The organism is Burkholderia sp. MSh2, from assembly GCF_000731655.1.
GTDB classification, from domain to species: Bacteria; Pseudomonadota; Gammaproteobacteria; order Burkholderiales; family Burkholderiaceae; genus Burkholderia; species Burkholderia paludis.
Window position 1 is genome coordinate 24,830 of the sequence record NZ_JPGM01000012.1, and the last position, 24,004, is coordinate 48,833.

The window sequence follows — 24,004 nt, forward strand, 5'->3', positions numbered from 1 at the left end:
CTTAGAGCACCGCTTCTAGCCTCTTGCGGTTTCCGGGTTCACCCACTATCGTTACATCAACCAATGTAACATTAAAAAATGAGCCAAATCGGAGACACCCGGATGAATGCTCGCACGTTGCCTTTCGGTCCGCCCGGCCACGACGGCCTGGACGAAACCATCGACATCGCCATCATCGGCACCGGCTTCGCCGGCCTCGGGATGGCGATCCGCCTGCGTCAGACAGGCGTGACCGACTTCGTCGTCCTGGAGAAGGCCGCGTCGGTCGGCGGCACGTGGCGCGACAATCATTACCCCGGGTGTGCATGCGACGTGCAATCGCACGTCTACTCGTTCTCGTTCGCGCCGAACCCGCGCTGGACGCGCATGTTCGCGCCGCAGCCGGAGATCCGCGCGTACCTGGAAGACTGCGTGCAGCGCTTCGGGATCGGCGCGCACCTGCGCCTGAACCACGAACTGCAGCGCGCCGAGTACGACGAGGCCGCGCAGCGCTGGCGCCTCACGTTCGCGAACGGCAAGCGGCTGTCCGCGCGCGTGCTGGTGTCGGGGATGGGCGGCCTGTCGCGCGCCGCGCTGCCGTCGATTCCCGGCGTCGAGCATTTCAAGGGCCGCGCGTTCCATTCCCAGCAGTGGGATCACGACTACGCGCTCGAAGGCAAGCGCGTCGCGGTGATCGGCACCGGTGCGAGCGCGATCCAGTTCGTGCCGCAGATCGCGCCGCGCGTGAAGACGCTCGCGCTGTTCCAGCGCACGCCGCCGTGGATCATGCCGAAGCCCGACCGCAACCTGACCGGGCTCGAGAAGTGGCTGTTCCGCACGCTGCCGTTCACGCAGAAGGTCGTGCGCAGCAGCATCTACTGGATGCTCGAATCGCGCGTGCTCGGCTTCGCGATCCATCCTTCGCTGATGAAGAACGTGCAGAAGCTCGCGCTGCGCCACATCCGCAAGCAGATTCCGGATCCGGAACTGCGCCGGGCCGTCACGCCGGACTACACGCTCGGCTGCAAGCGCGTGCTGATCTCGAACGACTACTACCCCGCGCTGTCGCGCAAGAACGTCGACGTGATCACCACCGGCATCGACCATATCGAGGCCGACGCGGTCGTGACGACCGACGGCCGGCGTCATGAAGTCGACTGCCTGATCTACGGCACCGGCTTCCAGGTCGCCGATCCGTTCCCGCGCGGCGCGATCGTCGGGCGCGGCGGGCTCGACATCGTCGACGCCTGGCGCGACGGCGCACACGCGTATCTCGGCTCGACGCTGCCCGGCTACCCGAACCTCTTCATGATCGTCGGCCCGAACACGGGCCTCGGCCACAACTCGATGGTGTTCATGATCGAGTCGCAGATCGAATACATCCTCGGTGCGCTGCGGGCGATGCGCCGCGAGCGCGCGGATGCGATCGAGGTGCGCCCGCTCGTCGAGGCGCAGTTCAACAGCGACCTGCAGGGCAAGCTGAAAAAGGCGATCTGGTCGACGGGCGGCTGCAAGAGCTGGTACCTCGATCCGCGCACCGGCAAGAACACGACGCTGTGGCCGGGCTTCACGTGGCGCTTCCGCCAGGCGACCGCGCATTTCTCGATCGCCGATTACCACGCGTATCGCGCCCCGCACGACACGGCCGCGCGGCCCGTCGCCGCGCCCGCCGCTTCCGCCTCCACTTCCGCCGAAGCGGCCTGAGCCAGACAAGGAGCAACCGACATGAGAGATTTCGCCAACAAGGTCGCCGCGATCACGGGCGCGGGCTCGGGCATGGGCCGCTCGCTCGCGATCCAGCTCGCGCAGGCCGGCTGCCACGTATCGCTCGCCGACAAGAACGGCGTCGGTCTGGCGGAAACCGAACGGATCGTCCGCGCGATCGCGCCGAACGTGCGCGTGTCGACGCGCGTGCTCGACGTCGGCGACCGCGACGCGATGTTCGCGTGGGCCGACGAGACCGCGCGGGAACACGGCAAGGTCAACCTGATCTTCAACAACGCGGGCGTCGCGCTGTCGAGCACGATCGAGGGGATGGAATACAGCGATCTCGAGTGGATCGTGAACATCAACTTCTGGGGCGTGGTGCACGGCACGAAGGCGTTCCTGCCGCACCTGAAAGCCTCGGGCGAAGGCCACGTGATCAACACGTCGAGCATCTTCGGGATCTTCGCGCAGCCGGGCATGAGCGGCTACAACGCGACCAAGTTCGCGGTGCGCGGCTTCACCGAATCGCTGCGCCAGGAACTCGACATGATGAAGTGCGGCGTGTCGGCCACCTGCGTGCATCCGGGCGGCATCCGCACGAACATCGCGCAATCGAGCCGCGTCGCGAAGAACATGGTCGGCTTCATCGTCGAGAGCGAACAGCAGGGCAAGGACAGCTTCGAGAAGTTCTTCATCACGACCGCCGACGACGCCGCGCGCACGATCCTTGCCGGCGTGCGCAGGAACAAGCGCCGCGTGCTGATCGGCCGCGACGCGAAGGGGGCGGACTGGATGGCGCGCATCCTGCCGGCCGCATACCAGGCGCTCGTCGTGCTCGCGACGCGCCGCGAGGCCGCGAAGGCCCGCCGCCATGCCGCGCGCGGCACGCCGGCGCCCGCCCCGCTGCACGCCACCTACAACAATGCAGGCAACCAGGGAGGAGAACAATCGTGACGACCCCCAACATGATGCCCGTGCGGCGCGACATCCGTTTCGCGCTGCCCCCCGAACGCGCACGCGACTGGCACGTGCAGGGCGTGCCGGTCACGCACTTCATGAACGCGCTGTCGCTGCTGTTCCCGGCCGGCGAACGCTTCTTCATGGATTCGGTGCGCAACTACCGCGACCGGATCGAGGACCCCGAACTGAAGAAGCAGGTGCTCGGCTTCATCGGGCAGGAAGCGATGCACACCCGCGAGCACATCGAATACAACGACCTGCTGCAGGCGTCGGGCCTGCCCGCGCACAAGCTCGACAAGCGCCTCTGGACGATCCTCGGCTGGTTCAAGAAGGTGCTGCCGCACTCGATGCAGCTCGCGATCACGATCGCGCTCGAGCACTACACGGCGATCCTCGCGAACCAGCTGCTGTCGGGTCACGAGCACCGCATCGACGGATCGGTGGAAGGCTACCAGCAGATGTGGATGTGGCACGCGATGGAGGAAACCGAGCACAAGGCGGTGTCGTACGACGTATGGACCACCGTGATGAAGCCGGGTCTCGGCAGCTACCTGCTGCGCACGGGCACGATGCTGACGACGACCGTGTTCTTCTGGCTGATCGTGTTCGACTTCCACGTGCGCCTGATGCGCGCGCACCGTCGCGAACACGGCCGGTTCGGCGGCATGTGGCGCCTCGTGAAGTACCTGTACGGCCCGAAGCACGGGGTGTTCCCGAGCATCGCGCGCGAATGGCTCGACTACTTCCGCCCGGGCTTCCACCCGTGGGATCACGACAACCACCAGTACCTGCAGGGGCTCGACACGCTGCTCGCGAACATCGACGCGACCAACGCGCGCTATGCGGCGCAGGCGGCCCCGCGCCGCGTGCCGCTGCACCCGGTTGCGCAGGCATGACGCCATGACGCGCCCCCACGCGATGCTGACCGTCCCGTCCGGCGACGTGAAACTCGCCGTCTACGTCAGCGGGCCGCGTCGCGCGCCGCCGCTGATCCTCGTGCACGGCTACCCCGATTCGGCGGCCGTGTGGGCGCCGATCCGCGCGCGGCTCGCGAAGCGCTACCGCGTGATCGCCTACGACGTGCGCGGCGCCGGCGCGTCCGACGCGCCGCGCCGCCGCGCCGACTACACGCTCGCGCGCCTCGCCGACGACCTGAAGGCGGTGGCCGACGCGACCTGCGGCGACCAGCCGTTCCACCTCGTCGGCCACGACTGGGGCTCGATCCAGTGCTGGGAGGCCGTGACCGACCCCGCGTTCCGCGGCCGGATCGCGTCGTACACGTCGATCTCCGGCCCGTGCCTCGATCACGTGTTTCGCGCGAAGATGCGGCTCAGGCAGAGCCTGAAGTCGTGGTACATCGCGTTCTTCCACCTGCCGCTCGTGCCGTCGCTGGTGTGGCGGCTCGGCGGCGCGGCCTTGTGGCCGCGCTGGCTGCAGCTCACCGAACGCGTGCGCGCCGAGCGCGATCCCGTACAACTGAAGAATGCGCTGAACGGCATGCAGCTCTACCGCGCGAACTTCCTCGCGCGGGCGCGCAAGCCGCGCGAGCGATACGCGCAGGCGCCGGTGCAGTTGCTGGTGCCGGTGCACGATCGCTACGTGACGCCCGAGATGTCGGTCGACCTCGACCGCTGGCTCGGCGAGCACGTGCGCGAGGAAATCGACGGCACGCACTGGATCGTGCTGCGCCACCCCGACCTGATCGCGGCGCGGATCGACCGCTTCGCGTCCGCGCACGCGCGGCCGGCCGCCGCCCCCGCCGCGGCCCGGGTTCAGCCTTCCGTCGGCGCGGGCAGGCGTCTGAACAGCGTCTCGTAATCGACGACGAGCCCGTCGTCGTCGATATCCATCTCGGCCGTGAAATCGCGGAAGATCCCTTCGTAGCGGTAGCGCCGGCCCGGCTCGATGCACGTGTAGGCCTGCCTGACCGGCGCGACCTTCAGGTCCGGCGTCGAGATGTACACGACGTCGATCGGCCGCCGCTCCCCGCGCGCGAGCCCGAGGCGGCCGATCGGCAGCGAATTCGTGAACGGCGTCGCCGCGATGTCGATGTCGATGCAGCCGTCGAGCTCCGGCAGCGCGAGGCCCGCGCCGTCGCGCCAGTGGCCGGCGCCGTCGCCGCGCAGTTCGAGCGTGCCGCCGCCCATCACCTTGAGCACCGCACGCGTCACGCGCCAGTGCGGATCGCACTCGACGCGATACGCGAGCCCGTATCCGCGGCCGTATCGCTGGCCGACCACCGCGCTTTCGACGACGATCCCGTCGCCGCTCCGGTCGAACGTCAGATGTTCGACTCCGTCGCCCTCGAGCGACGCCCACCGCACTTCACGCATCGTTTCGTCTCCTGGTTGCCCCGATGCGGGGCATCGTCGCACAGATTGCCGAACGAAACGGCTGGCCGGCGCACACTGGCGCGAAAAGACCGGCGCCTGGCCGATTTGCGGATCGAACCGGCCAGGCGCCGGCAACGCCGACGCGGCCGCCCGCATCAGCATGCCCCCATCCGGCGCACCGGAGACAAATCCCGACTATCCAGGATTCCCTATTCCGGTGCATGGTTTTGTGTCCTATGCTCGCGGCTCGTCCTGTTTCGTCGCCGCCATGCCTACCGCCCGCTCCGCCCCGCCGTCCGTCGACCTGCGCATCCTGCTGCGCGGCCTCGGGCAGATCGTCCTGCAGGCGAATGTGCTCACCGGCGCGCTGCTGCTCGCCGCGCTGGCGCTGACCGACCTGCGGCTCGCGAGCGCGGCGCTGGTCGGCTCCGCCGCCGCCAGCATGACCGCCGTGCTGACCGGCGCCGAACGCCGCGACGTCGAACAGGGGTTGCACGGCTTCAACGGCGCGCTCGCCGCGCTGATCGTCGTGCTGTACGCGCCCGCCGCGCTCACCGCCGTCGTGCTGGTCGTGCCGGCCGCGATCGGCGCGGCTCTGGTGCAGCGCGCGATGCGGGGGCCGCTCGCCCGCTGGCGCCAATGCCCGTATTCGAGCCCCTGCCTCGCCGTCACCGCGCTGTGGCTGCCGTTTGTCGCGCTGCAGCATGCCGGCGGCGTGACGGCCGGGCCCGAGCTGACGCCGGCTGCCGCGGCCGACGCGCTGCTGTCGGGCGTCGCGCAGACCACCTTCGCGCAAGGCGCATGGGCCGGCGCGCTGATCGTCGCGGGCATCGCCGCCGCATCGCGCCGCGCGGCCGCGATCGCGCTTGGCGGCGCGCTCGTGTCGACCGTGCTGCTGGTCGCGCTCGGCGCGAACGACCCGTCGTTCGCCGGCGGGCTGCTCGGCTTCAACGGCGCGCTCGCCGCACTCGCGCTGAGTGCGCGCGGCCCGCGCGCGGCGTTCACGGCCGCCGCGCTCGCCGCCCTGATCCAGTGGCTCGCGACGCGCGCGGGCATCCCCGCGTTCACGGCCCCGTTCGCGCTCGCGTCGTGGCTAACCGTCGCCGTCGCGCGCCGCTTCACCCTCGGAGAACCCGATGTCGTCATTCGCACACCGTCCTGACACCGTGAAACCCGGCGGCCCGGTCTCGGACGCCGAGCGCCGGCTGCGCGTCGATCTCGCCGCCGCCTATCGGCTCGTCGCGCTGAACGGCTGGGACGACCTGATCTACACGCACCTCTCCGCGACCGTGCCCGGCGAGCCCGGCCACTTCCTGATCAACCCGTTCGGCCTCGCGTTCGACGAGGTCCGCGCATCGAACCTCGTGAAGATCGACCTGGCCGGCAACCGCATCGGCGACGGCGACCATGCGGTGAACGTGACGGGCTTCGCGCTGCACGCGGCCGTTCACGCCGCCCGCGCCGACGCCGTGTGCGTGATGCATCTGCACAATACCGCCGGCATCGCCGTGTCGATCCAGCGCGACGGCTTGCTGCCCGCGTCGCAGCACGCGCTGCGGTTTCACGGCGACCTCGCGTACCACGACTACGAAGCGCTCGCGTTCTCGCCGGCCGAAGGCGCGCGGCTGACGGCGAGCCTCGGCGCGCAATCCGCGATGCTGCTGCGCAACCACGGTACGCTGACGGTCGGCCGCACCGTGGCCGAAGCCTATGTGCTGATGGATACGCTGATCAAGGCGTGCGACATCCAGATCCGCGCGCAGGCAGGCGGCGGGCCCCTCGTGCTGCCCGAGCCCGCCGTCGCGCGGCGCACGGCCGAACAACTGCGCGACGGCGGCGCGATCGAAGGCGAACTGGAATGGCCGGCGCTGCTGCGCCGGCTCGACCGGCTCGATCCGTCCTATCGCGACTGACGCCGCGATCCACCTCCCGCCGAATCGTTCAACCCCAACCGGAGCATTACCATGCCGACTTTCAATATCCAGCTGTTCGAAGGCCGCACCGTCGACCAGAAGCGCGCCTTCGTCGAGGCCATCACGCGCGTCACGTGCGAGACGCTCGGCTGCGCGCCGGGCTCGGTCGACATCATTCTCACCGACGTAAAGAAGGAGAACTGGGCGACGGCCGGCAAGCTGTGGAGCGACGAGCGCTGAACGCCCCGGGCGGCGTCGCCGCGACGCTGCCGGCCCTGCGCCGGGGCATGCGCCGCGGCGCCCGCGACAGGCGCCGCATACGGGCTCGCCGTGCCGCCCTCGTGGTGCCCCGCACATCGCTTTGTCGCGCAATCGGCGCATAATGCCCGACAGACGCAGCAGCCGATGGCCACCCGACGAGGAGACCGCCATGGAAGCGAAGAACGAGGAAGTCGTCGCACACCTGCTCTCCGACGTCGTCGAATTCGCACGCGGGCGTCTGCCCGAAACCACGTTCCGGATCGTCGAACCGTTCCTGCGTCACTACTACGATTTCGTCGACGCCGACGATCTGCAGGACCGCAGCATCGCCGATCTCTACGGCGCCGCGATGGCGCACTGGCAAACCGCCCAGAAATTCGTCCCCGGCAGCGAACGGCTGCGCGTGTACAACCCGATCCTCGAACAGCACGGCTGGCACTCCGACCATACGGTGATCGAGATCGTCAACGACGACATGCCGTTCCTCGTCGACTCGGTGACGATGGCCGTCAACCGTCTCGGGCTCGCGCTGCATTCGGCGCTGCACCCGGTGTTCCGCATCTGGCGCGGCGCGGGCGGCGGCATCGAGCGCGTCGACGCGGGCGGCGCGACGCCCGGCGACGGCCAGTCGCGGCTTGCCTCGTTCATCCATTTCGAAGTCGACCGCTGCGGCGACGCCGCGCTGCTCGACACGCTGCGCGACGACATCGCGCGCGTGCTCGGCGACGTGCGCGCCTCGGTGGAAGACTGGCCGGGCATCGTCGAGATCGCCCGCGCGACGATCAAGGAGATGAAGGCGCGCGAATCGAGCGCGGAAGACCTCGAGGCGCGCGCGTTCCTCGAATGGATGACCGCCGATCACTTCACGTTCCTCGGCCAGCGCGACTACGCGCTGGTATCGGACGGCACGGGCTTCGGCCTGCGCGGCATCGAGGGCTCGGGCCTCGGCATCCTGCGCGAATCGCTGCGCACGTCGGGCGCGCCCGACGTCACGCCGCTGCCGCCGGCCGCCGCCGCCATCATCACCGGCGCGTGGCCGATCTTCCTGACCAAGGCGAATTCGCGCGCGACCGTGCACCGGCCCGGCTACCTCGACTACGTCGGCGTGAAACTCGTCGGCGCGGACGGCAAGGTCACCGGCGAGCGCCGCTTCATCGGGCTCTACACGTCGACGGCCTATTTCGGCTCGTATGCGGATATCCCGATCGTGCGCCGCAAATGCGCGAACATCGTGCAGCGCGCGGGCTTCCTGCCGAAGGGGCATCTCGGCAAGTCGCTCGTGACGGTGCTCGAAACCTATCCGCGCGACGAGCTGTTCCAGGCCGACGAAGACCAGCTCTACGACATCGCGCTCGGCATCCTGCGGCTGCAGGAACACCAGCGCACCCGGCTGTTCGTGCGGCGCGACCGGTTCGACCGCTTCGTGTCGTGCCTCGTGTTCGTGCCGCGCGACAAGTACAACACCGACCTGCGCCGGCGCATCGCGAAGCTGCTGGTCGACGCGTACAACGGCGTGAACGTCGAATTCACGCCGCTGCTGTCGGAATCGGCGATCGCGCGCATTCATTTCGTGGTCCATGCGGAACCGGGCACGATGCCCGACGTCGACACGCGCGAGCTCGAAACGCGGCTCGTGCAGGTGACGCGCCGCTGGCAGGACGATCTCGCCGGCGCGCTGCTCGACACCTTCGGCGAGGAGCAGGGCAACCGCCTGCTGCAGCGCTACGCCGACTCGTTCCCGGCCGGCTATCGCGACGACTATCCGGCGCGCACCGCCGTGCGCGACATCGAGCTGATCGAGCGCGTGAAGGCGTCGGGCCAGCTCGCGATGAACCTGTACCGGCCGATCGAGGCCGAGCCCCGCGCATTCCGCTTCAAGGTGTATCGCGCGGGCGACCCGATCGCGCTGTCGCGCAGCCTGCCGATGCTCGAACACCTCGGCGTGCGCGTCGACGAGGAGCGGCCCTACCGGATCCAGACGCAGGACGCCACCCATGCGTGGGTGCACGACTTCGGCCTCGAACTCGCCGACGATACCGAATTCGACATCGAGCGCGTGAAGGACCTGTTCGAGGATGCGTTCGACCGGATCTGGAGCGGCCGGATCGAGAACGACGACTTCAACCGGCTCGTGCTGCGCGCGCAGCTGAGCGCGCGCGAAGTGACGATCCTGCGCGCCTATGCGAAGTATCTGCGGCAGGTCGGCTCGACCTTCAGCGACGCGTATATCGAACGTGCGCTGACCGGCAACCCGGCGATCGCGCGGCAGCTCGTCGCGCTGTTCCTGCTGCGCTTCGACCCGGCCACCGGCGACACGCGCGACGTGCAGGCCGAGCGGCTGCTGAAGGCCATCGAGGGCGCGCTCGACCAGGTGCCGAACCTCGACGAGGACCGCATCCTGCGGCAGTTCCTCGGCGTGATCAGCGCGACCGAGCGCACGAACTACTTCCTGCTCGATGCGAACGGCGAATCGAAGCCCTACCTGTCGTTCAAGTTCGACCCGGCGAAAGTGCCGGGCCTGCCCGAACCGAAGCCGATGTTCGAGATCTGGGTGTACTCGCCGCGCGTCGAGGGCGTGCACCTGCGCGGCGGGCGCGTCGCACGCGGCGGCCTGCGCTGGTCGGACCGGCGCGAGGATTTCCGCACCGAGGTGCTCGGGCTGATGAAGGCGCAGATGGTAAAGAACGTCGTGATCGTGCCGGTCGGCTCGAAAGGCGGCTTCGTCGTGAAGAACCCGCCGCCGCCGAGCGATCGCGAAGCGTGGATGCGCGAAGGCATCGCGTGCTACCAGACCTTCCTGCGCGGCCTGCTCGACCTGACCGACAACCTGGCCGGCAGCACGATCGTGCCGCCGCCCGGCGTGGTCCGCCACGACCCCGACGATCCGTACCTGGTCGTCGCCGCCGACAAGGGCACGGCCACCTTCTCCGACTACGCGAACGCGATCTCGCGCGAATACGGCTTCTGGCTCGACGACGCGTTCGCGTCCGGCGGCTCGGTCGGCTACGACCACAAGAAGATGGCGATCACCGCGCGCGGCGCGTGGGAATCGGTGAAGCGGCACTTCCGCGAAATGGGCATCGATACGCAGACGACCGATTTCACCGTGGTCGGCGTCGGCGACATGTCGGGCGACGTGTTCGGCAACGGCATGCTGCTGTCGCCGCATATCCGGCTCGTCGCCGCGTTCGATCACCGGCACGTGTTCCTCGATCCGAACCCCGATCCCGCGACGAGCTTCGCGGAGCGCGAGCGCCTGTTCGCGCTCGAACGCTCGAGCTGGGCCGACTACGATCCGGCCGCGATCTCGGCGGGCGGCGGCGTGTATCCGCGCACCGCGAAGACGATTCCGCTGTCGCCGGCCGTGCAGGCCGCGCTCGGCATCGACGCGCATGCGCTGCCGCCGACCGAGCTGATCCGCGCGATCCTGCAGGCGCCGGTCGACCTGCTGTACAACGGCGGCATCGGCACCTACGTGAAGGCCGCGCGCGAAACCCACCTGCAGGTCGGCGACCGCGCGAACGACGCGGTGCGCGTAAACGGCGCGGAGCTGCGCTGCAAGGTCGTCGGCGAAGGCGGCAACCTGGGCTGCACGCAGTTCGGCCGCATCGAGTTCGCGCAGCGCGGCGGCCGCATCAACACCGACGCGATCGACAACTCGGCGGGCGTCGATTGTTCGGATCACGAAGTCAACATCAAGATCCTGCTCGGGCTCGTCGTCTCCGACGGCGAGATGACCGAAAAGCAGCGCAACGCGCTGCTCGCGGAGATGACCGACGAAGTCGGGCTGCTCGTGCTGCGCGACAACTACTACCAGACGCAGGCGCTGTCGATCGCCGGCCGCCATTCGGTCGCGCTGCTCGATACCGAGGCGCGCCTGATGCGCTGGCTCGAACGCGCGGGCCGCCTGAACCGCGTGATCGAATTCCTGCCGACCGACGACGAGCTGGCCGAGCGCCAGGCCGCGAAGCTTGGCCTCACGTCGCCGGAACGCGCGGTGCTGCTCGCGTACAGCAAGATGTGGCTGTACGACGCGCTGCTCGAATCCGACGTGCCGGAGGATCCGCTGGTGGCCGCGATGCTCGTCGACTACTTCCCGACGCCGCTGCAGCAGCGCTTCAGCGAACCGATGCGCCGCCATCCGCTGCGCCGCGAGATACTCGCGACGCACCTGACCAACGCGCTCGTGAACCGCGTCGGCTGCGCGTTCGTGCACCGGCTGATGGAGGAGACCGATGCGCGACCGGGCGACATCGTGCGCGCCTGCATCATGGCGCGCGACGTGTTCGACCTCGATGCGGTGTGGCGCGACATCGACGCGCTCGACAACCGCGTCGCCGACGACGTGCAGGCGCGCATGTTCGTCGACGTCGCCCAACTGCTGGAGCGCGCGGCGCTGTGGTTCCTGCGGCACCTGCAATCCGGCGCGGCGGCCGACGGCGGCGTCGCCGGGCTGATCGCGCGCTGCCGCGAAGCGGCGCAGCGGCTCGCGCCGCAACTGCCGTCGCTGCTGCCGGCCGACGATCTCGACGCGCTGTCCGGGCGGCAGCGCGTGCTGGTCGACGCCGGCGTCGACGGCGCGCTCGCGCTGCGCGTCGCGAGCGGCGACCTCTCGGCCGCGCTGCTCGACATCGCCGAGGTGGCCGCGACCTGCAACCGCAGCCTCGAACTCGTCGCCGGCGTGTATTTCTCGCTCGGCACGCTGCTCAATTACGGATGGATCGGCGAACGCGCGGCGACGCTGCCCACGCCCACGCACTGGGACATGCTGGCGCGCGCGGCCGCGCTCGCCGAAGTCGCGCGCCTGAAGCGCACGCTCACGACGAGCGCGCTCGCGGAATCGCCGGATTCGACGGCGCCGGACCCGATCGTCGGCGCGTGGCGCGCGCGCCGCGAAACCGCGCTGGACCGCTACGCGCACCTGCTCGCGGACCTGCGCGCATCGGGCGGCGCAAGCCTCGCGGTGCTGCTGGTGGTCGTGCGGGAAATGGCCGTGCTCGAACGCGCGTGACGGCGACGGTTCGGACCGCCGCGGCCGGCGGCGCTTCCGCGTGGTTCGGCGGTCGCAGGCCGTTGGTGCGATCGGCGAAATAGCGGCGCGTCAGTTCGCGCCGCCGGCGCCTGCCCGGCTTGCGCGAAGCCGCACCTCGCGCGCAAGCGCCACGACCGCTTCGCGCCGACATCCATCGGCGTCAACCGCAACCGGTCGGGCATGCCGAAGCCGCACTCGATCGGGCCGCGCCGCTTGCATGCCTGTGGCGCGAGCGGATCGACTTCGAAGACGGTCATGCACAACGCCAAGCCGGGCCGGCACGGCGTGAAGCTGCACCGCCCGCGCGCGGGCCGTGCTCCACCGTCGCGCGTACGTCCGCGCTAGGTCGCGGCGCGCGCGGCCAGCCGCGCAAACAGCGCGTCGAGGTCGAATCCCGTCGTGTCGACGCCGATCGTATCGCGCAGGCACGCGCCCCACGCGGCCGCATCGTCGAACGTGACGGCGCGCCCGGCGCCCGTCGCATCGCGAATCGTCAGCGTGGTGTTGCGCAACGCGGCGCGGCCGTCGGGCAGCACGCGGCACGCGATCAGGTTGTGCAGGAAGATCGATTGGGGATACGTCGACGTGAACCAGTTCGCGGCGTCGTAATCGATCCATTCGGCCCGCTTCGGCTGGAAGCGGTAGGTGGTCTGCCAGCCGTCGGGCGTCTCGAGCTGCACGTCGAATTCGCCGTCGACCGGCGCGGCGGCGATGCGGAACGTGCCGTGCGGCGTCGCTTGCGGCTCGTCCGGCACGAAACGCAGCGGCGCGGTCAGCGTCGCGCTGCCGAAGCCGATGTCCGCGAGCCACGCCGCGCCGTCGAGGTCGACCCGCAGCAGCATGTGCGTATGCGCGGACGTCGCTTCCGGCGGCAGCATCCAGCGCACGCGCGCGATCAGCGGCGTCACGCGAAAGCCGATCGTCGTGAGCGCGGCGTAGAACAGCTTGTTGAGTTCGAAACAATAGCCGCCGCGGCGATGCGCGAGCACCTTGTCGACGATCGCGGGCAGGTCGAGCGCGACGCGCGCACCGGTCAGCGGGTTGAGGTTTTCGAACGGAATCGCCTGCGGGTGCAGCAGATGCAGCCGGCGCAGCACGTCGAGCGTGGGCTCGGCCGGGCCGTCGTAGCCGATGCGGGAGAAATAGCGCGAGAGGTCGAACGAGTCAGTCATGAACCTGCACCGAAATAAGGGACACGCCACGATAGCATCGCGCGCCGCCCCCATGTTGCACGGGGTGAAGGTTGGGCGTCGCGCGCGATGCCGGCGGCCCGCCGCGCACGGCCTCGCGTGACGTTACGGCAGCAGCTTCAGCGCGGACGACGCGACCGACGGCACCGGAATACCCTGGCTCGTCGCGAACTGCACGGCCTGACTGAGCGTCGTCGCGAGCGACTGCAACTGGCCCGGCGCGCTTTGCGCGATATACGACGCGGCCTGCACGTTCTGCGCCGTCAGGCCCGACTGCAGCAGCGACGCCGCGCGGGCCGAGCCGAGCTCGCCGAGCCCCGGCTGCAGTTGCGAATACTGCGTGAGCCCCTGCCCGAGCGACGCGAGGCCGTCGCTGAACGCCTGCCGGTCGATCGGGCCGTGGGTCGCCCCGCCGCTCGCGAACGCCTGGCCGAGCGCCTGCGACACCGATTGCTGCGCGCCGCCCATCTGCGACAGCGCCGCCGGCGTCAGCGCGGCGCCGCCGCCGAGCTCGCTCTCGGCCTGCTGCGCCTGCCCGGCGGCGCCGGTGAGCCCCATCGCCGACGCGAGCGACGACTGGCCGGCCAGCACCTGGCGGTTCGCGCCGACGTACGCCTGCAGCAGTTGCGCGACGCCGCCCTGCCCGGACGCCGCCTGCTGCTGCCCGCCGTCGAGCAGCGCCGCGCCGACCGAGCGCAGGTCGAACTGCGCGTGCGCGGCGCCGCTCGCCAGGAGGCCGAGCGCGATGCCTGCCGAGGCCAGGTACCGGCCCGTCGCGCGAATCTGCTTCATGTGTTTCCCTCGTGCCCGATTGATTGAGGCAGATATTGTCGAAGCGCGTCGCGCGCCGCGGCAACGACTGAAACACATCGAAACGAAATCGCGCCTCGCGGCCGCTTGCCATTCGGCGGCCGGCGGGCGCGGGCGGGCGGATTCGGTCATGCATGCGCGGCGATATGCCGAAATCCGCCCGAATTCGTTCCCAAACAGCATCAATCTCGACGGACACAGGCCCACGCAGTACAGCTCGGCCGGAAATCACCGCCGGCCGTCGCGCGCCGTGTCCGTGTCCGTGTCCGTGTCCGTGTCCGTGTCCGTGTCCGTGTCCGTGTCCGTGTCCGGGACCGGGGCCGGGTCAGATGTCCGGGTCAGGCGTCACGCGGCCATCCAGGCCGGCAGCCGTCGGCCAGCCGGCCCGACCGCCTGCTCGTAGCCGTGCGCGAGCTGCAGCACCGCGAGATCGGCGCGCGGACGCCCGATCAGCTGCATCCCCATCGGCAGCCCCGCCTCGTTGAAGCCGACCGGCACGCTGACCACCGGGCAGCCGGCCAGCGTCCACGGCACGACCGTTTCCATCCAGCGGTGGTAGGTGTCCATCGTGCGGCCCGCGATCGCCTGCGGCCAACGCTGGTCGACGTCGAACGGAAACACCTGCGCGGTCGGCGCCGCGATGAAATCGTAACGGTCGAAGAAGCTCAGCACGGCCTGATACCACGCGGTGCGCTCGACGCTCGCGTCGAACACCGCCGCGCCCTGCAGCGCGAGCAGCCCTTCGACCTCGTAGATCGCCTCGGGCTTCAGCAGCGCACGGCGCGCCGGGTCGCGATAGTGGGCGAGCAACCCGCCGCCGGACAGCAGATGGCGGTGCGTGAGCCACAGCCGCCAGATCCGGTCTGGTGCGAACGCCGGCAGCGCGGCCTCGACGTCGCAGCCTGTCTCGCGCAGCGTCGCCAGCCCCTGCTCGCACAGCGCCAGCACGCCGGGCTCGGTCGCGAGATAGCCGTTCCAGTCGCCGACCCAGGCGATGCGCTTGTCGCGCAAATCGGCGTCGAGCGGCTGCGCGAACACGCCAGGATCCTCCGCGAGCGACAGCGGATCGTTGCGGTCATGCCCGGCCTGGATCGCGAGCAGTTGCGCGACGTCGCCGACCGTGCGGCCCATCGGCCCCTCGATGCCGAGCTGCTGGACGAACACGTCGACGCCCGGCCAGCGCGGCACGCGGCCCTGCGACGGGCGGAAGCCGTAGATGTTGCAGAACGCGGCCGGATTGCGCAGCGAGCCGCCGAAATCGCTGCCGTCCGCCACCGGCAGCATCCGCGACGCGAGCGCCGCCGCCGTGCCGCCGCTGCTGCCGCCCGCGCTTTTCGTCAGGTCGTACGGGTTGCGCGTCGCACCATATACCTCGTTGAACGTATGCGAACCGAGCCCGAACTCCGGCGTATTGGTCTTGCCGATGAAGATCGCGCCGGCCGCGCGCATCCGCGCGACGCCCACGGAATCGGCCTGCGGCACGTTCTCGCGAAAGATCGGCGAACCGTAGGTCGTGCGCAGCCCCTTCGTCATCGCCAGATCCTTGGGCGCCTGCGGCATCCCGTGCATCCAGCCGTGATACTCGCCGCGCGCCAGCGCGGCATCCTTTTCCGCGGCTTCGGCCAGCAGCGCCTCCCGCTCGCGCAGCGCGACGATCGCGTTGACCGCGCCGTTCACGCGCTCGATGTGGTCGAGATACGCGCGCATCGTCTCGACGCACGACACCGCCTTGCCGCGGATCGCCGCCGCGAGCTCGCCGGCCGACAGGCGCACGATCGGATCGACGGAAATGGAAGCGGGAGCGAGAAACTGCGGGGCGCCGTGCGGCATGCGAGGTCTCCTGGAGGCGAAATGGAATGGCGGGCCGCGTGGCGGCGGCCGCTCCCGAACCGCCCCGGAGCGGCCGCGCCGCGACCGACGCTCTACTCTACGCGACGCCGGATCGGCGACCTCCGATATTTTCCGTCGCGATTCATTGCGGAACCGACTGAATCGGCGCGAGGCGCGCCGGGCCGTTCGCGCCCTCCGCCCGGTCGATGAAATCGTTTATGCGCATAAACTTAAATTTCTTATATTTCAAACAGGCGTGTCATGCGGCGGCGCCCGTTAACAACATTTTTACGCGGCCGCCCGATCTCTTTAGGTCGGGCGCGCCGGCCGCGCGCTACGCTGGAAGCATATCGTTCCCTGGACAACATTCATGCTCAAGCTGCTGGTTCCGGTCGGTCACTCGCCCCGCTCGCTCCAGGCCGTTCGCCACGCGACGTTCCTGTATCGCGAACGCTGCGCGTCGGAAATCGTGCTGATCAACGTACAGGCGCCGCTCGAGTCGACGCGGCTCGAGGCCTATCATCCGCTGTCGCGGCTGCGCTCGATCGAGGAGAAGTTTGCGTCCGACGATCTGACCATGGCCGAGCGGATCCTGCGGGAAGCCGGCGTCAAGTACAGCGTCGTGATGAAGGTGGGCCCGGTGGCCGATACGATCGCGGCCGTGGCCGCGGAGACGGGATGCGACGAAATCGTGGTGGTCGCGCCGAGGCACGATCCGCTGCACGCGCTGATGTCGCTGTTCCGTCGCAGCGTGATGGACCGGCTGGTGCGGATCTCGAATGTGCCGGTAACGGCCGTGCAATGACGGGAATGACCGGCTGCCGCGCGGCGGCAGCCCGCCGCTGACGGACCCGAGGCAGGCCCCGGATCGGCGCTGGCGACGGCACCCGACGGCGCGCCACATGTGCGCGGTGCCGTTCGCACGCGCACCGGCGGCGGCTGCGACGCCTACTTGACGGCCTTGCGCCAGAACACGAAATACGCGGCCGCGGACGACGCAACCAGCAGGATGGCCCACATCGGGGCGAGACTGATCAGAACCGAAGAGACGTTAAGCATTTGGATTCCTCACTATTTCGATAGCGATATTCAACGCACACCTGCTTGCCGGAACCGATGCGTTCTTCCGCGTTCCCGTTCCGTCAAATCATGCATTCATGCTATCGCCCCGAGCGGCCCCGCGACCGCCCGGCCCCGCCCGGACCCTGACATTCGTCAACCTCGCGTGAATCGCCCGCCTGCCGCGCCGAAAACCGCCGCGCGATCGTCGCACCGCGCATCCGGTTGCGGGCGCCGAACGCCTTGAAACCGCCGGCCGCCCGCCTGAAGAGCGCCCGCCCCTTTCGCTCGCGATTCGCCAAAAAAACGGGACAGGATCACCCTGCCCGGCCCCGTTTCAGCAGACGTTTACCGGGGGAACCCCCAAGTGCCACGTCGAACGTGTCCGCGTTACGCTTGAGCGACGAGGAGACGAACCATGAGACGAGCCGTACATATCGCTGTTTTCGCGCTGCTGGCCTATCTCATCGCGGATCGCGCGATCCTGCATGCGCAGGGGCATGACGCGAGCCCGCTGGCCTGCGAACAGGGCGCCGCGCAGGTGAAGGCCGACGCGCTCGGCCGCGGTTTCGGCGACGCAGCCGCCGGCAGCCAGAGCGAGGCATTCATGTCGGGTTGCCTCGTGACGGGGCGCGGCAACCAGGAGGTCGCGCTGGCGAACCGCTGACGCGCGTCCGGCGGCGCGTCGCTCGGGTTCGGGCCGAACCGGCCGAACCGGAGCCGCACCCCTCCACGTCAATCCCCGCTGTTCACCGTCATTTTCTCGATCGACGTCGCGACCGATGTGACGGCCCGCACGCCGTTCACGGTGAACGTCTGTTCGCGATCGGTGTCGCTGCCGGGCACGCGCATCGATATCTGCGCGAACAGGCCGTCCTTGCCGTATCCGCCGAACCAGTCGATCAGCCGGCCGATGTAGCACGTGCCGCCGACCCGGACCGGCATGTCGCCGACAATCTCGAACGTGTAGTGACCGGGCCCGTAGCTCATGTACTCGCTGCGATCGTCGCCCTGCACCGAAGCCGGAATCGGACACAGCGGCGTGTCGGAGCCGGCATCGCGCGCGGTGCTGTCGCTCACGTCGCGCAGCGCCCGTTCGAGGGCCGCGTGCAGCGTGCGGTCGAGCGTCGTCGCAGCGGCCTTGCCGTCGTCGCGCTGCTCGATCGGCACCGACAGCCGGTAGCGATAGTGGACCGTCAGCTTCGGCACCCGGTCGACGACGGTAAACGGCCGCAGCAGGTAATACTCGTCCACGCCGTAGTGGCTGTCGCGATACAGCGCATAGACGCGCCCGCGCAGTCGCACCCAATCGGCCGCCTGATTCGCTCCGCGGCCGTTCGTCGTGTACAGGTTGCGATCGAGCGCCTCGTTCGAGCTGGCGGGCACCTCGAACCGGCCACCGTTGCGCCGCCATACGTCGACCGACGACCACAGGCCGGTCCCCTCCGCCGCGGATTCGACGACGAGGTCGCGCTGCCCGTCGCCGTCGAGGTCGATCAGCGTGTAGAACGCGCGCGTCGTGGTGTCGCCGGCGTCGATGTGCGACGCGTGCAACGCCTTCCATTCGTCGACCGTCACGTCGCGGGGCCGGGCCGTCGGAAACGCCGCGTCCTGCCCGTCGTCGGACGCGCTGGAGAACTGCGCGACCGCCGTCCTGACCCGCAGCCGCTCGATGACCTGCTCGACCGGCGAGACCGGATCCGTCCGGCGCGCCTGCTCGACGAGCGCACGCAAATCGTCGAGCGCGGCCCGGTCCTCGGCGTCGGGGCGGTACGCGAACACCGCCACCAGCCGTGTCTGCAGATCGCCGATCCGCGACCGATAATGCTGTTCGATACAGCCTCGATCCGCGCCGCACTGGTCGCGAGCCTTCAGCCAGCCGAGCTGTTCGGTGCGCAACGCGGCGCGCGGCCCCTGCGGCAACGCATCGGACAGTTTCCGGTAGAAGGCCGACAGTCTGCCGTCATCCAGGTGCAGGTCGCTCGACGCGCACACGGCCTGTTCCGTCGGGCTGCCCGCGTGCGCGCAGTCGAGCCCCGCAGCGGGGGTACGGGATGCAACGGCGAGCAGCACGGGCAACAACGCGCGCCGGAACGGCGCTTCAATGCGGAAGGTCATGGATCGGTCTCGACGGTCGACGCGGGCTCTGCGGACGAGGCGCGGGCGGCCTCCCGCGCCGGATTGTCCACCAATTGACCGGCCAGCGAAACAGCCGGCCGCGGTCGTCGCGCGCGAGCGACAGCCTGGGCGATTTCCGCTACAGTGGCTTGCCCGCCATCGGGCCGCCGCGACGACTCGCCGCCGCATCGACAACGAAAGCCAATCGACAGATGAGCCACCCGAACACCGCGTTGATCCAGCGCTTCTACACGGCATTCCAGCAGCGCGACGTCGACGCGATGCTCGCCTGCTATGCCGACGACATCGTGTTCAGCGATCCCGCGTTCGGCGAGTTGCGCGGCGAACACGCACGCGACATGTGGCGCATGCTGGTGGCGCGCGCGCAGGAGTTTTCACTGACGTTCGGCGACGTCGACGCAGATCAACGGGCCGGGCGCGCCGAATGGATCGCCCACTACCGGTTCAGCCCGACCGGCCGCATGGTCGTCAACCGGATCGACGCGCGTTTCCGGTTTCTCGACGGCCGCATCGTCGAGCATCGCGACAGCTTCGACCTGTGGCGCTGGTCGCGTCAGGCGCTCGGGCTGAAAGGCGCGCTGCTCGGCTGGACGCCGTTCGTGCAACGCGCGATCCGCGCGCAGGCGCGCAGGAATCTCGACGCGTATCGGGCCAAACGACGCTAGCGCACGCGCCGCGCGCGGCTGCATCGCCGCACCGGCCATGCCGGACGGACGCCATCGCCTGCGGCATGCCGCCCGGGATCGATCGCACCCGCTTCCCCACCCGAATTTGACAGCCCTCCGTCGCAACCTTGCCCGGCCGGCAAGGGCTCCCGGGCGCGCGGGCGCACCACGCCCGCACCCGCCGCCGCCTCGTCCGGCCATCCGTCGCCGCATCGCCCGCCTCAACTCTTATATAAGACATAAGACATTTGACGTTAAAGAGCATTGGGATTAGAATCCCGCTCAAAGCAGTGCCTGGAACAGCCCGGAGTGCCGGCAAGGCCTTCCCCTCAAACGCAATATCAGCAGGTCTCCCCATGCTTGAAAACTTTCGTGCTCACGTGGCCGCCCGCGCCGCGCTCGGTATTCCTTCCCTGCCGCTGACGGCTCAGCAGACCGCCGAACTGGTGGAACTGCTGACGAACCCGCCCGCCGGCGAAGAGCAGACGCTGCTCGACCTGATCACCCACCGCGTGCCCGCCGGCGTCGACGAAGCCGCCCGCGTGAAGGCCGGCTTCCTGGCCGCCGTCGCCAAGGGCGAGACCGTCAGCCCGCTGATCTCCCGCGCGCGCGCGACCGAGCTGCTCGGCACGATGCTCGGCGGCTACAACATCCAGCCGCTGATCGAACTGCTGTCCGACGAGGCCGTCGCGGCCGTCGCAGCCGACGCCCTGAAGAAAACCCTGCTGATGTTCGACCAGTTCCATGACGTGAAGGAACTCGCCGACAAGGGCAACGCGCACGCGAAGGCCGTGCTGCAAAGCTGGGCCGACGCCGAATGGTTCACGAGCCGTCCGGAAGTGCCGCAAAGCCTGACCATCACCGTCTTCAAGGTGACGGGCGAAACCAACACCGACGACCTGTCGCCGGCCCCGGACGCCACCACCCGCCCGGACATCCCGATGCACGCGCTGGCGATGCTGAAGAACGCGCGCCCGGGCATCACGCCGGAAGAAGACGGCAAGCGCGGCCCGGTCAAGTTCATCGAATCGCTGAAGGAAAAGGGTCACCTGGTCGCGTACGTGGGCGACGTGGTCGGCACCGGCTCCTCGCGCAAGTCGGCCACCAACTCCGTGCTGTGGTTCACCGGCGAGGACATCCCGTTCGTTCCGAACAAGCGTTTCGGCGGCGTGTGCCTCGGCGGCAAGATCGCCCCGATCTTCTACAACACGATGGAAGACGCCGGCGCGCTGCCGATCGAGCTCGACGTGTCGCAGATGGAAATGGGCGACGTGGTCGAACTGCGCCCGTATGAAGGCAAGGCGCTGAAGGACGGCAAGGTGATCGCCGACTTCCAGGTCAAGTCCGACGTGCTGTTCGACGAAGTGCGCGCCGGCGGCCGCATTCCGCTGATCATCGGCCGCGGCCTGACCGCGAAGGCGCGCGAAGCGCTGGGCCTCGCGCCGTCGACGCTGTTCCGCCTGCCGCACCAGCCGGCCGACAGCGGCAAGGGCTTCTCGCTCGCGCAGAAGATGGTCGGCCGCGCCTGCGGCCTGCCGGAAGGCCAGGGCGTCCGTCCGGGCACGTACTGCGAACCGAAGATGACCTCGGTCGGCTCGCAGGACACCACGGGCCCGATGACCCGCGACGAACTCAAGGATCTCGCCTGCCTCGGCTTCTCGGCCGATCTCGTGATGCAGTCGTTCTGCCACACCGCCGCGTATCCGAAGCCGGTCGACGTGAAGACGCACCAGACGCTGCCGAACTTCATCAGCACGCGCGGCGGCATCGCGCTGCGCCCGGGCGACGGCGTGATCCACTCGTGGCTGAACCGCATGCTGCTGCCCGACACCGTCGGCACCGGCGGCGATTCGCACACGCGCTTCCCGATCGGCATCAGCTTCCCGGCAGGCTCGGGCCTGGTCGCGTTCGCGGCCGCCACCGGCACGATGCCGCTGGACATGCCGGAATCGGTGCTGGTCCGCTTCAAGGGCAAGATGCAGCCGGGCGTCACGCTGCGCGACCTCGTCAACGCGATTCCGCTGTACGCGATCAAGCAGGGCATGCTGACGGTCGCCAAGCAAGGCAAGAAGAACATCTTCTCCGGCCGCATCCTCGAAATCGAAGGCCTGCCCGACCTGAAGGTCGAGCAAGCGTTCGAGCTGTCGGATGCATCCGCCGAACGTTCGGCCGCCGGTTGCTCGGTGCACCTGAACAAGGAACCGATCATCGAGTACCTGAACAGCAACATCACGCTGCTGAAGTGGATGATCGCGCAGGGCTACCAGGATCCGCGCAGCCTGCAGCGCCGTATCGCGGCGATGGAGCAATGGCTGGCCGACCCGCAACTGCTGTCGCCGGACGCCGACGCCGAGTACGCGGCCGTCATCGAGATCGACCTCGCCGACATCCACGAACCGATCGTCGCCTGCCCGAACGACCCGGACGACGTGAAGACGCTGTCGGACGTCGCCGGCGCCAAGATCGACGAAGTGTTCATCGGCTCGTGCATGACCAACATCGGCCACTTCCGCGCCGCGTCGAAGCTGCTCGAAGGCAAGCGCGACATCCCGGTCAAGCTGTGGGTCGCGCCGCCGACCAAGATGGACCAGAAGCAGCTGACCGAGGAAGGCCACTACGGCGTGTTCGGCACGGCCGGCGCGCGTACGGAAATGCCGGGCTGCTCGCTGTGCATGGGTAACCAGGCACAGGTTCGCGAAGGCGCGACGGTCATGTCGACGTCGACCCGCAACTTCCCGAACCGCCTGGGCAAGAACACCAACGTGTACCTCGGCTCGGCGGAGCTGGCGGCAATCTGCTCGCGTCTGGGCAAGATCCCGACCAAGGAAGAGTACATGGCCGACATGGGCGTGCTAAGCGCCAACGGCGACAAGATCTACAAGTACATGAACTTCGACCAGATCGAAGACTTCAAGGAAGTGGCCGACACCGTGCAGCTGTAAGCACGCGCATCGGGCTGCGACGGGCGGTCGACGTCGCAGCATCGCGCAATGGCGCCGCAGGCATTCAGCCGGCGGCGCCATTTTTCATGCGGCGCCGGCAGGCGGCCGCGGCCCGCTCAGTCGTACAGCGCGTAGAGCCGCTCGGCCACGTCGAACGGCAAGCCTTCGTCGTACCCTTCCGCTTCGTCGAGATCGACGTACACGCTGCCGCTCGTCGGCTGCAGCATCAGCGCCGGCACCGGCCGCACAACCGGCACGTCGGGATAGTCGTCCGGGCCCGCGCCCTCGAAGTCGTGCGGATCGAACCGGATGCCGTGATCGGCGTAATGGCCGTCGGCATAGCGCCGCTCGATTTCGCGCAGCAGCCGGAACGTGTCCAGGTGAATCGACCCGTCGCCCAGGTCGCTTTCGTTCGCGTACTGCACGTACCAGGCGGCGCCGAGATTCCAGTAGATCAGCAGCGCGGTGGCGCGATCGACCTGGCGATTGTCGAGCAGCCAGCGCAGCTCGCAGTCGTTGCCGTCGTAATTGGAGCGCGCGGCGAACCGGTGCCACTGCTCGGGCGTCGCGCCCTCGAGCCAGGTGCGGACGATATCCCACGCTTTCTGTTCGATTTCCGGATCGTCCATGGATGGTGCCCTCGTGGAATGGTGGATAGCGGGAAAGCCCCGAACGACCGGCGATTCTACCGCCGCTCGCGACGCTCACGCGCGCTCGCCGCCCGGCTCGCGGCGGATCACCAGTTCGTTGAAGCCGGTGCGCGGGTCGGGTTCGCGAGCGAAGCGATGCGCGGGCAGCAGCGCGAGCAGGATCTCGGCCGTCGTGCGCACCACGCAGCCGCTCGCGACATGGCCGCCCGACACGCGCCCGCTCCCGTCGGAAACGGCCATGTGCAGATGCGCGCCGTCGGGCGATACCGAACCGGCCAGTGTCAGGATTTCGAGATCGCAGCGCAGCTCGGTCGGCGCGTCGGCGCCGGCAACGCGCAACTGCGCGACGCTCAGGCTGCCGATGCCCTGGATCACGAATGCCGCGTTCGCGCCGAGACGACGCAACGCCGCTTCGATGGAGGCGCGCAGATCGTCGCCGGGAGACAGACGCAGGGGATGGGCTTGCATGGTCGGGCACCTGCCGATGGAGGGGGATCGACCAAGCGTACGTTCGCCTCGCGAATCCGGCAAGCC

The 24,004-nt window shown here is 69.1% G+C and carries 19 protein-coding genes; 12 read left to right on the plus strand and 7 right to left on the minus strand.

Features of this window, described 5'->3' with window-relative positions:
* Window positions 1-102: 102 nt before the first annotated feature.
* The 4 genes from GQ57_RS09035 to GQ57_RS09050 are packed head-to-tail and all read left to right on the plus strand — an operon-like array spanning window position 103 to window position 4,464.
* Window positions 103-1,683, plus strand: a complete 1,581-nt coding sequence (locus tag GQ57_RS09035) for a flavin-containing monooxygenase (RefSeq protein ID WP_031403090.1) — start codon at window positions 103-105, stop codon at window positions 1,681-1,683.
* 21 nt (window positions 1,684-1,704) lie between these two features.
* Window positions 1,705-2,640 (plus strand): SDR family NAD(P)-dependent oxidoreductase, encoded by a 936-nt coding sequence (locus tag GQ57_RS09040; RefSeq protein WP_034197679.1) that lies wholly within the window; start codon window positions 1,705-1,707, stop codon window positions 2,638-2,640.
* Window positions 2,637-3,542 carry a metal-dependent hydrolase gene (locus GQ57_RS09045; RefSeq protein ID WP_031403088.1) on the plus strand — a complete coding sequence of 302 codons (906 nt, stop codon included), beginning with the start codon at window positions 2,637-2,639 and terminating at the stop codon, window positions 3,540-3,542. The genes GQ57_RS09040 and GQ57_RS09045 overlap by 4 nt, the downstream gene beginning before the upstream one ends.
* 4 nt (window positions 3,543-3,546) lie before the next feature.
* Window positions 3,547-4,464: an alpha/beta fold hydrolase gene (locus GQ57_RS09050; protein ID WP_034197680.1), complete on the plus strand. Its 918-nt coding sequence runs from the start codon at window positions 3,547-3,549 to the stop codon at window positions 4,462-4,464.
* Here GQ57_RS09050 and GQ57_RS09055 read toward each other — a convergent pair.
* Entirely contained in the window at window positions 4,419-4,979 is a 561-nt protein-coding gene (locus GQ57_RS09055) for a putative glycolipid-binding domain-containing protein (RefSeq protein ID WP_031403086.1), read from the minus strand. The genes GQ57_RS09050 and GQ57_RS09055 overlap by 46 nt on opposite strands.
* Window positions 4,980-5,247: 268 nt before the next feature.
* On the opposite strand from GQ57_RS09055, the gene GQ57_RS09060 reads away from it, so the two are divergent.
* From GQ57_RS09060 to GQ57_RS09075, 4 genes are all read left to right on the plus strand, one after another.
* On the plus strand, window positions 5,248-6,141 hold the full coding sequence (locus tag GQ57_RS09060; protein ID WP_034197681.1) for an urea transporter: 894 nt from the start codon (window positions 5,248-5,250) through the stop codon (window positions 6,139-6,141).
* Window positions 6,116-6,892 carry a class II aldolase/adducin family protein gene (locus GQ57_RS09065; protein ID WP_034197682.1) on the plus strand — a complete coding sequence of 259 codons (777 nt, stop codon included), beginning with the start codon at window positions 6,116-6,118 and terminating at the stop codon, window positions 6,890-6,892. The genes GQ57_RS09060 and GQ57_RS09065 overlap by 26 nt, the downstream gene beginning before the upstream one ends.
* A gap of 51 nt (window positions 6,893-6,943) precedes the next feature.
* On the plus strand, window positions 6,944-7,132 hold the full coding sequence (locus GQ57_RS09070) for a 4-oxalocrotonate tautomerase (protein ID WP_006487223.1): 189 nt from the start codon (window positions 6,944-6,946) through the stop codon (window positions 7,130-7,132).
* Window positions 7,133-7,322: 190 nt separating this feature from the next.
* On the plus strand, window positions 7,323-12,164 hold the full coding sequence (locus tag GQ57_RS09075; protein WP_034197683.1) for an NAD-glutamate dehydrogenase: 4,842 nt from the start codon (window positions 7,323-7,325) through the stop codon (window positions 12,162-12,164).
* Between the two features lie 362 nt (window positions 12,165-12,526).
* Here GQ57_RS09075 and GQ57_RS09080 read toward each other — a convergent pair whose 3' ends face one another.
* The 3 genes from GQ57_RS09080 to GQ57_RS09090 all read right to left on the minus strand — a co-directional run bounded on the left by GQ57_RS09080 (window position 12,527) and on the right by GQ57_RS09090 (window position 16,015).
* On the minus strand, window positions 12,527-13,357 hold the full coding sequence (locus GQ57_RS09080) for an arylamine N-acetyltransferase family protein (protein ID WP_034197684.1): 831 nt from the start codon (window positions 13,355-13,357) through the stop codon (window positions 12,527-12,529).
* Between the two features lie 123 nt (window positions 13,358-13,480).
* Entirely contained in the window at window positions 13,481-14,167 is a 687-nt protein-coding gene (locus GQ57_RS09085) for a hypothetical protein (RefSeq protein ID WP_031403081.1), read from the minus strand.
* A gap of 363 nt (window positions 14,168-14,530) precedes the next feature.
* Window positions 14,531-16,015 (minus strand): amidase, encoded by a 1,485-nt coding sequence (locus tag GQ57_RS09090; RefSeq protein WP_034197685.1) that lies wholly within the window; start codon window positions 16,013-16,015, stop codon window positions 14,531-14,533.
* A gap of 370 nt (window positions 16,016-16,385) precedes the next feature.
* Between GQ57_RS09090 and GQ57_RS09095 the strand changes: the two genes are divergently transcribed.
* Together GQ57_RS09095 and GQ57_RS09100 are read left to right on the plus strand one after the other, a co-directional pair.
* Window positions 16,386-16,820, plus strand: coding sequence for a universal stress protein (locus GQ57_RS09095; protein ID WP_031399087.1), 435 nt, complete (start codon window positions 16,386-16,388; stop codon window positions 16,818-16,820).
* Window positions 16,821-17,492: 672 nt separating this feature from the next.
* Complete coding sequence (locus GQ57_RS09100) at window positions 17,493-17,741, plus strand: hypothetical protein (protein ID WP_031399088.1); 249 nt, start codon at window positions 17,493-17,495, stop codon at window positions 17,739-17,741.
* 68 nt (window positions 17,742-17,809) lie between these two features.
* On the opposite strand, the gene GQ57_RS09105 is transcribed toward GQ57_RS09100, so the two are convergent.
* Window positions 17,810-19,192: a lysozyme inhibitor LprI family protein gene (locus GQ57_RS09105; RefSeq protein WP_052001181.1), complete on the minus strand. Its 1,383-nt coding sequence runs from the start codon at window positions 19,190-19,192 to the stop codon at window positions 17,810-17,812.
* 212 nt (window positions 19,193-19,404) lie between these two features.
* On the opposite strand from GQ57_RS09105, the gene GQ57_RS09110 reads away from it, so the two are divergent.
* Both GQ57_RS09110 and acnB read left to right on the plus strand, forming a co-directional pair.
* Complete coding sequence (locus GQ57_RS09110) at window positions 19,405-19,878, plus strand: nuclear transport factor 2 family protein (protein ID WP_034197686.1); 474 nt, start codon at window positions 19,405-19,407, stop codon at window positions 19,876-19,878.
* 356 nt (window positions 19,879-20,234) lie between these two features.
* Window positions 20,235-22,820, plus strand: coding sequence for a bifunctional aconitate hydratase 2/2-methylisocitrate dehydratase (gene acnB / locus GQ57_RS09115; RefSeq protein WP_031399091.1), 2,586 nt, complete (start codon window positions 20,235-20,237; stop codon window positions 22,818-22,820).
* Between the two features lie 116 nt (window positions 22,821-22,936).
* On the opposite strand, the gene GQ57_RS09120 is transcribed toward acnB, so the two are convergent.
* On the minus strand, window positions 22,937-23,449 hold the full coding sequence (locus tag GQ57_RS09120) for a DUF4274 domain-containing protein (protein WP_031399092.1): 513 nt from the start codon (window positions 23,447-23,449) through the stop codon (window positions 22,937-22,939).
* 75 nt (window positions 23,450-23,524) lie between these two features.
* Window positions 23,525-23,938 carry a PPC domain-containing DNA-binding protein gene (locus GQ57_RS09125; protein ID WP_034197687.1) on the minus strand — a complete coding sequence of 138 codons (414 nt, stop codon included), beginning with the start codon at window positions 23,936-23,938 and terminating at the stop codon, window positions 23,525-23,527.
* Between the last annotated feature and the right edge of the window lie 66 nt (window positions 23,939-24,004).

Coding starts and splice junctions, on each gene's coding strand:
- GQ57_RS09065 (WP_034197682.1), top strand. CDS start 6,116: ATGTCGTCATTCGCACACCGTCCTGACACCGTGAAACCCGGCGGCCCG.
- GQ57_RS09060 (WP_034197681.1), top strand. CDS start 5,248: ATGCCTACCGCCCGCTCCGCCCCGCCGTCCGTCGACCTGCGCATCCTG.
- GQ57_RS09035 (WP_031403090.1), top strand. CDS start 103: ATGAATGCTCGCACGTTGCCTTTCGGTCCGCCCGGCCACGACGGCCTG.
- GQ57_RS09040 (WP_034197679.1), top strand. CDS start 1,705: ATGAGAGATTTCGCCAACAAGGTCGCCGCGATCACGGGCGCGGGCTCG.
- GQ57_RS09085 (WP_031403081.1), bottom strand. CDS start 14,167: ATGAAGCAGATTCGCGCGACGGGCCGGTACCTGGCCTCGGCAGGCATC.
- GQ57_RS09105 (WP_052001181.1), bottom strand. CDS start 19,192: ATGACCTTCCGCATTGAAGCGCCGTTCCGGCGCGCGTTGTTGCCCGTG.
- GQ57_RS09110 (WP_034197686.1), top strand. CDS start 19,405: ATGAGCCACCCGAACACCGCGTTGATCCAGCGCTTCTACACGGCATTC.
- GQ57_RS09075 (WP_034197683.1), top strand. CDS start 7,323: ATGGAAGCGAAGAACGAGGAAGTCGTCGCACACCTGCTCTCCGACGTC.
- GQ57_RS09095 (WP_031399087.1), top strand. CDS start 16,386: ATGCTCAAGCTGCTGGTTCCGGTCGGTCACTCGCCCCGCTCGCTCCAG.
- GQ57_RS09080 (WP_034197684.1), bottom strand. CDS start 13,357: ATGACTGACTCGTTCGACCTCTCGCGCTATTTCTCCCGCATCGGCTAC.
- GQ57_RS09090 (WP_034197685.1), bottom strand. CDS start 16,015: ATGCCGCACGGCGCCCCGCAGTTTCTCGCTCCCGCTTCCATTTCCGTC.
- GQ57_RS09120 (WP_031399092.1), bottom strand. CDS start 23,449: ATGGACGATCCGGAAATCGAACAGAAAGCGTGGGATATCGTCCGCACC.
- GQ57_RS09125 (WP_034197687.1), bottom strand. CDS start 23,938: ATGCAAGCCCATCCCCTGCGTCTGTCTCCCGGCGACGATCTGCGCGCC.
- GQ57_RS09100 (WP_031399088.1), top strand. CDS start 17,493: ATGAGACGAGCCGTACATATCGCTGTTTTCGCGCTGCTGGCCTATCTC.
- GQ57_RS09050 (WP_034197680.1), top strand. CDS start 3,547: ATGACGCGCCCCCACGCGATGCTGACCGTCCCGTCCGGCGACGTGAAA.
- GQ57_RS09070 (WP_006487223.1), top strand. CDS start 6,944: ATGCCGACTTTCAATATCCAGCTGTTCGAAGGCCGCACCGTCGACCAG.
- acnB (WP_031399091.1), top strand. CDS start 20,235: ATGCTTGAAAACTTTCGTGCTCACGTGGCCGCCCGCGCCGCGCTCGGT.
- GQ57_RS09055 (WP_031403086.1), bottom strand. CDS start 4,979: ATGCGTGAAGTGCGGTGGGCGTCGCTCGAGGGCGACGGAGTCGAACAT.